This window comes from Brevundimonas sp., from assembly GCF_031082345.1.
Classification (GTDB): Bacteria; Pseudomonadota; Alphaproteobacteria; order Caulobacterales; family Caulobacteraceae; genus Brevundimonas.
In genome coordinates this window covers 2,552-8,257 of record NZ_JAVHLH010000123.1, presented here as the reverse complement: position 1 = coordinate 8,257, position 5,706 = coordinate 2,552, and the positions used below count along the sequence as shown (strand labels likewise).

Here is a 5,706-nt window from a genome sequence, read left to right as displayed (position 1 = left end):
GTGCTGCTCTGGAGCACATCGACCAACATCACCCGCGAGCGGGCGGCGCAGTTCAACGGCTATGACGGCCCGAGCGGGGTGAAAATGCTGGCTATCGGCGGCGGCGCGCTGGGCTCCCAGGTCGTCGGCAATCTCGTCCGCATGGGCGAAATGATCATCGGTGTCGCGGATCACGATCTGCTTCTGCCCCACAATCTCGCGCGCCACGGCTTCTTCGACGACGACGGTGTCGGCTTCTTCAAGTCTCAGGCGGTGGCCGGACAGGCTAACGCCTTCCTCAGCACGCCGGCCGAAACCGCGGCCTACACGCTCGACGTGCTGCAACCGAGCGGCGCGGACGCCGAAGGGTACGAGGCCGCGCTGAGGGATGCCGACGTCATCGTTGATCTGGCGGCGTCGGTTGCGGTGTCGCGCGGCCTTGCGATCGATCATGACGCGAGCGGGCGTCGCGCAGCGGCGTTCCTGAGCCCCACCGGGCATGACCTTGTCGTGCTTTTCGAAGACGCGGCGCGCACCGTCCGGCTGGATGAGCTGGAGATGTCCTACTATGCGGCGGTGCTGGCCGACCCCCGGCTCGACGGTCACCTGAATCGGTCCGGCCAAGTCCGCTACGGCCAAAGCTGCCGTGACCTCAGCGGTCGGATCGAACAGGCGCATGTCGCTATCAATGCGGGCATCGCCGCAAAGGCGCTGCGCGCGGCGGTGACGCGGGAAGGGGCGATGGCAAGGGTCTGGCGGACCGATCCCGGGACGCTGGAAGTGAGCAGCTTCGATCTCGACCTGCGCCCGATGCACCGCTTTACGGCGGGCGGTTGGTCGGTGTTCGTCCGGCCCGGTCTGCTGGACACGATCAGCGCCCGCCGCCTGGAGCGTCTGCCCGACGAGACCGGGGGCGTGCTGCTTGGCGACTTCGACACGTCGCGCATGATCATCTACCTGGTCGATGCGCTGGCTACGCCGATCGACAGCCGGGAGGACAGAGGTTCCTTCGTGCGCGGAAGCTACGGTTTGCCCGAAGCCGTCGCCGAGGCGGAGACGAGGACGCTCCAAATGCTCCGCTATGCGGGCGAATGGCATTCCCACCCGACCGGCTACGGCGTCATGCCCAGCGCCGACGATGTCGGTCTTTACGGTTTCATGGCGGCGCAGATGGCGGTCGAAGGCTATCCGCCGATCATGCTGATCATCGGGGACAACGAGTTCAGTCTGGTGGTCGAGGAACAGCGTTTTCCACTAGACCGACTGGGGGAGGTTTGATGGATTTCCTAAAGAACTTTGACAGCTACGATCTGAAGGCGCGGGTCTATCCGGCGCTTCTGACCCTGCTGCCCGGTCTGGCGACCCTGCTCGCCTGGCATCCGGTCCTGCTGACGAGCAACGCCGGGGCGGCGGTGCTCACGATCATCAACACCTGCGGTCTGCTTTATCTGTTCGCGGAATTGAGCCGGTCGCAAGGCCAGCGGGCGCAGAGGCACCTTCTAAAAACCTGGGAGGTCATGCCCACGACGCAGGTGCTGCGTCACGCCGACGCGAGCCTCGATGTCGAAGTGAAGGCGCGCTATCACCAGCATCTCGGCGGCAAGCTGGGCAAGCCGCTCCCCACGGCCGACGAAGAGCGCGCCGATCCGGCTGCCGCTGACAAGCGCTACGATTCGGCGGTCCTGTGGCTCATGGAACAATGTCGTGGGCCGGCGCACGTTCTGGTCCTCAACGAAAACACGTCCTACGGTTTCCGTCGGAACCTCTACGGCCTCAAGCCTGTCGGCATCATGGCCTGCCTGGTCAGTCTGCTGGTCGTGGTCTTCGTCGTGGTCGTCCGCAACCAGGCGAACGGTCCGTTCCAACTTGCGTCGCTGGCGACCGCCCTCCGGACGTTTACGCCGGTTCAGGTCGGCGCGGTCGGGCTGAGCCTGATCGTGCTCCTTGGCTGGTTGTGCGTGGTCCGCGCCGGCTGGGTGCTGGAGGCTGGCAAACTCTACGCCCGGCGCCTGCTGGCGGCGTGCGACAAGCCACCCTGCGCATAGGAAATCTCGGTCGCGGCATGCCCAAACAGCAGATAACGAAACGCTGTCACTGGCTGTCGCAATCCTATCTCAGCGCCTTCGCGGCTGACGCGGCGGGGGAGAAGATCTGGCGCTACAGCAAGAACGAGGGCGAACCGGAACTGAAGCCCATCGAGAATGTCGCGGTGCGGTTTTACCTCTATGCACCGCGCAAGGCCGACGGTCGCCGCGATGACGCCGTTGAGCGAAAACTCGGCCAGCTCGAGCAATGGTTCGGCCATCCGTTGTGGAAGGTGCTTTGCGACGGGGAGACGGACCTGACCTGGGAGCCGGTGCGCAAGATGCTGGCCTTGATCGTCGCGACGACCTACGCCCGGAACCCGGTCCAGTTCGAGAGCTGGAAACGGCTGCACCGCCGCTTCGTTGATGACCTACGAGGCCATGAGCGCCTGCCGATCCATGTGACGATCGGCAGCGCCAGGCACGAGGTTGACCCGTCCGACTGGCCTGCCTTCCGCGATGCGGGCGATGAGGAGATGAAAGCCGCCTGGAACGACTACGTGGCGGGCGCAGGCGACATCGCGCCGAAGCTACTCTCCATGCGGATGGTCATGCTGGCGTCGGACAAGCCGGTGTTCATCACCTCGGACAACCCGGTGACGATCACTCATCCTTCACTGGAGTTTCGGGGCATCAACGATCCGGAGACGGTGATCTCGTTTCCGATTAGCCCCACCCGAATGCTGATCCTCGACAATCAACATGGTGAGCCGGACGGAGTGTATTACGAGTTGCCGGATGACAACGCCGCCGCCCAGAACTTGCTCGTCTGGCGGCACGCTATGGAGCACATGTTCTGCCATCGTGATCCTCACGAGGTATGCGCCGAACTCGTCGCTGACGAAGACCGGCTGCTATCAGCTTCCAAAGGAAGATGATACGCAGGCCCCTCTCGGGCCGCTGGCGTCGGACACTGGGCGCTCACAGTCGAAAGAACGAACCGCGTGATAGCCTAGCGCACTATTTCATCGACCGGACCACTTCGATGTCTGCTTTGCGGTGCGGTGCCGACTTCCGCTTCTGGCGCAAATGCGCCCGGACCTAAGGGATCTTACAGGCCGCTGCGAAAGCCTGCGCGAGTGCCGCATTTGCAAACGTGATCACCAGTCCGACTCGCCAGTGCGCCGGCGTCGTCCCAGCTTTTTTGCGGCTAATGGAATGTTCTTTCGCTGTCACATTCGAAGCGGCGTTGGTTTTCAACCACTTTCCGATTTGCCCGTTCATCACGATTTTGCCGCCGTCAGTTGCCCGACGCTTCCTCACATCTCTCAGAAGCTTTTCCGCGTCAGCAATGTCCAGATTGAGCGAGCGGACCGACAGTTTTGCCAAATCTGAGTCGGGGAACGTCGCGTAGAATCGAAGATTGTCTTTCGGGTCGCGCTCGACCTCGATGCGGACCGGTGAACTGGCCATTGTCATCCTGATATTGAGCGGCAGCGATAGGTACAGCCGGACACGTCCTACAGCCCTAACTTGAGCGCCTGCAAGCTATCGGCACGCCGTGTCCTCAGTCGGAGGCGGTCATAGCACTCCCGGAAAGGCCAACAGAACCCGGTAGGGCGTTAGAGGGTCTACTATTCGCTCTCATCCCAGAGTCCGCTCTTGGCGCATCGCCGATTTTGCGCGGTAAAGGCTGGACCCTCTGTGCTGAGGAGAGGCACCCGCGCATTGTAGAGTCCGAGGCCACCCCACAAGAGGCAGCCGCGGCCGGGGGAGCGACCAACTTAGAGGGGCTGAAGCTCCATCTGGATGACGTTACCGTTGGTTTCGGCGCTGCTCACAATCCAAATTGTATCGTTCGGATGGCGGCCGTCGAAGATGGCGTCGCCATCCACAATGCTGGCCGTTTCTGACGTAACGCTAAAGGTGACACGACCATCTTTTGAATAGGGATACTTGGTCCTGTCCAAGTCGTGGCGCTTCTTGCCGGTTCGAAGGCCCTGGATGTCAAAGCCGGGTGGAGGTGCGGCAACAGGGCAATCGATCTTCTTATCCAACGCCTCTGCAAATGCCTCTAAGGTCGGCGGGTTCGCCTTGGTGCCGGGCCAGCCCCAAGCTCCATCAACATTGCCGCCGCGGGAGTAGTACCGCACACGCTTGGCGTTGTCGGCACCGAAGATGTTAAGGACCCGCCGCTCTTGACCCGCGGCGGTACGATAGCATTGGCCAATGACGATATCGGAGATTGGAAGCGCCACTTAGAAGCCCTTTCGACTGCGCTTGATCGCGCGACGATACACTCTCCAGTGCATGTTAAGGTGGCCTTATTCTCCACTACAATCGGGCTGTGGTCCGTTGATTTATGGGTGGGTCAACAAACGGGCCCTTGCGGTCACCCCTCTGTGGGTCAGGGCTGAGGTGGATACAGGCGTCGGATAAGGTCAGCGCAGACTTCGATTACCGTTAGTGTCATGCTTGGCGTTCCGAAGTTGGCGCTGCCGTGAGCCCAACGGTTGCGGATCCCGGAAAACCAAATCTCCGCAGGAAAATCCCCGACCTTTGGCGGGACCAAACCTTGGGCAACGGCGAGTTTCACCAACGCCTTGAGCATCATCGTTGGAGCCGGTTGGAGCCGTTCGCGCAATGCGAGCTCCACCGTAGCCAGCACTTGAAATTCGGCCACAGCCGAAAGCTCGTAGTCGAACCAAGCGTAGATCAATGCGTGCTGCGCGCGGCTGAACATCGTCTGCACCTCATCCGGCGCTGACCGGCCGATGTTGACCGCCGCGACCATCCCGTAGTGATCGGCCAGGGTCATCCGCCGAAAGCCGCCCGCCTCAGGCACCACCAAGAGCGCAAACCGATTGTCCCGCTCCAACAGGGTTTCCAGCGGTTTGAGCATAGTGTCTCCGATCAATCCCTACGAAGGCCCGCGTCCACGTCCGGCTCCGCGAGAAGGTTCTCGATGCCGGAGGTTGCGTAGGTGAATCGGGGGCGTATGATTTCAGCATGGAAACTGCTCAGGCATTCTTTTTCTGGGTTGGGGTGGTTGAATTCGTAGTTCTAGCCATCGGCATGATCTACGGACTGTTTCTGTGGGGATCAGGTATTGCGCCAATTCTATATCGCTTGGGTAATGGCCTAGCGCATCGGAAGATCGCAATCTTCGCCTCTGACGACAATCTCACAAGTCTGCGCCAGCTCCTCGTGGAGTCGAAGCTTTTCAGGGAAAAGAACCTGCTTCTTGTTTCGTCCATTCGAGAGATTGACGACTCTCACGGGGCCTCTGTTTTCCTCATGTACTGGCCGGATTGGAGCGAGCACCTCGATGAGATTATGAGGCGCAAAGGACCGAAATGCGCGCTGGTTGTGTATCAACCGTACGACCAGGGCCGGATTCCGGACGAGCAGATGGCGCAACTCGATGGCCGGCGTCACAGCGCAGTTACGAATTTCCGCGGGCGCCTTTTGAACGACCTCGTCACTTCGATCATGACCACCAGCTATGCGAAGGAATGAGGTGAATGCGCTCCTGCGCCGATATGCGCAGAAGCACCTGTCCCCGACAGAGAACGAGCGACAGTTTGTAACCCGCGTCTATACGTCGGTTCGGGATGTGCTCGGAGAGGCGAACTGCCTGCAGATCGGCTCTTACCCAAGGTACACAGCTATCACGCCGCTCCACGATCTCGACGTTCTATAC

The 5,706-nt window shown here is 61.2% G+C and carries 8 protein-coding genes; 5 read left to right on the top strand and 3 right to left on the bottom strand.

Annotation, left to right across the window (positions count from 1 at the left end):
* The 3 genes from RDU12_RS09260 to RDU12_RS09250 all read left to right on the top strand — a co-directional run.
* Nucleotides 1-1,257, top strand: a 1,257-nt coding sequence (locus RDU12_RS09260; protein ID WP_308684496.1) for a ThiF family adenylyltransferase, incomplete at its 5' end; no start/stop codon positions are given.
* Nucleotides 1,257-2,024 carry a hypothetical protein gene (locus RDU12_RS09255; protein ID WP_308684495.1) on the top strand — a complete coding sequence of 256 codons (768 nt, stop codon included), beginning with the start codon at nt 1,257-1,259 and terminating at the stop codon, nt 2,022-2,024. The genes RDU12_RS09260 and RDU12_RS09255, both read left to right, overlap by 1 nt.
* A 17-nt stretch (nt 2,025-2,041) precedes the next feature.
* A complete protein-coding gene (locus RDU12_RS09250; protein ID WP_308684494.1) occupies nt 2,042-2,941 on the top strand; it encodes a DUF4238 domain-containing protein in 900 nt (299 codons plus the stop codon).
* 163 nt (nt 2,942-3,104) lie between these two features.
* Here RDU12_RS09250 and RDU12_RS09245 read toward each other — a convergent pair whose 3' ends face one another.
* The 3 genes from RDU12_RS09245 to RDU12_RS09235 form a co-directional block, all read right to left on the bottom strand.
* Nucleotides 3,105-3,476 (bottom strand): hypothetical protein, encoded by a 372-nt coding sequence (locus RDU12_RS09245; protein WP_308684493.1) that lies wholly within the window; start codon nt 3,474-3,476, stop codon nt 3,105-3,107.
* Between the two features lie 311 nt (nt 3,477-3,787).
* Nucleotides 3,788-4,261: a hypothetical protein gene (locus RDU12_RS09240; protein WP_308684492.1), complete on the bottom strand. Its 474-nt coding sequence runs from the start codon at nt 4,259-4,261 to the stop codon at nt 3,788-3,790.
* 149 nt (nt 4,262-4,410) lie between these two features.
* On the bottom strand, nt 4,411-4,905 hold the full coding sequence (locus RDU12_RS09235; protein ID WP_308684491.1) for a hypothetical protein: 495 nt from the start codon (nt 4,903-4,905) through the stop codon (nt 4,411-4,413).
* 107 nt (nt 4,906-5,012) lie between these two features.
* Here RDU12_RS09235 and RDU12_RS09230 point away from each other — a divergent pair, with 107 nt between their 5' ends.
* Nucleotides 5,013-5,522: a hypothetical protein gene (locus RDU12_RS09230; protein ID WP_308684490.1), complete on the top strand. Its 510-nt coding sequence runs from the start codon at nt 5,013-5,015 to the stop codon at nt 5,520-5,522.
* A gap of 1 nt (nt 5,523) precedes the next feature.
* Nucleotides 5,524-5,706, top strand: a 183-nt coding sequence (locus RDU12_RS09225; protein ID WP_308684489.1) for a hypothetical protein, incomplete at its 3' end; no start/stop codon positions are given.

Excerpts from the sequence above, each read along its gene's own strand:
- RDU12_RS09255 (WP_308684495.1), top strand. The coding sequence starts at position 1,257 with ATGGATTTCCTAAAGAACTTTGACAGCTACGATCTGAAGGCGCGGGTC.
- RDU12_RS09250 (WP_308684494.1), top strand. The coding sequence starts at position 2,042 with ATGCCCAAACAGCAGATAACGAAACGCTGTCACTGGCTGTCGCAATCC.
- RDU12_RS09245 (WP_308684493.1), bottom strand. The coding sequence starts at position 3,476 with ATGGCCAGTTCACCGGTCCGCATCGAGGTCGAGCGCGACCCGAAAGAC.
- RDU12_RS09235 (WP_308684491.1), bottom strand. The coding sequence starts at position 4,905 with ATGCTCAAACCGCTGGAAACCCTGTTGGAGCGGGACAATCGGTTTGCG.
- RDU12_RS09230 (WP_308684490.1), top strand. The coding sequence starts at position 5,013 with ATGGAAACTGCTCAGGCATTCTTTTTCTGGGTTGGGGTGGTTGAATTC.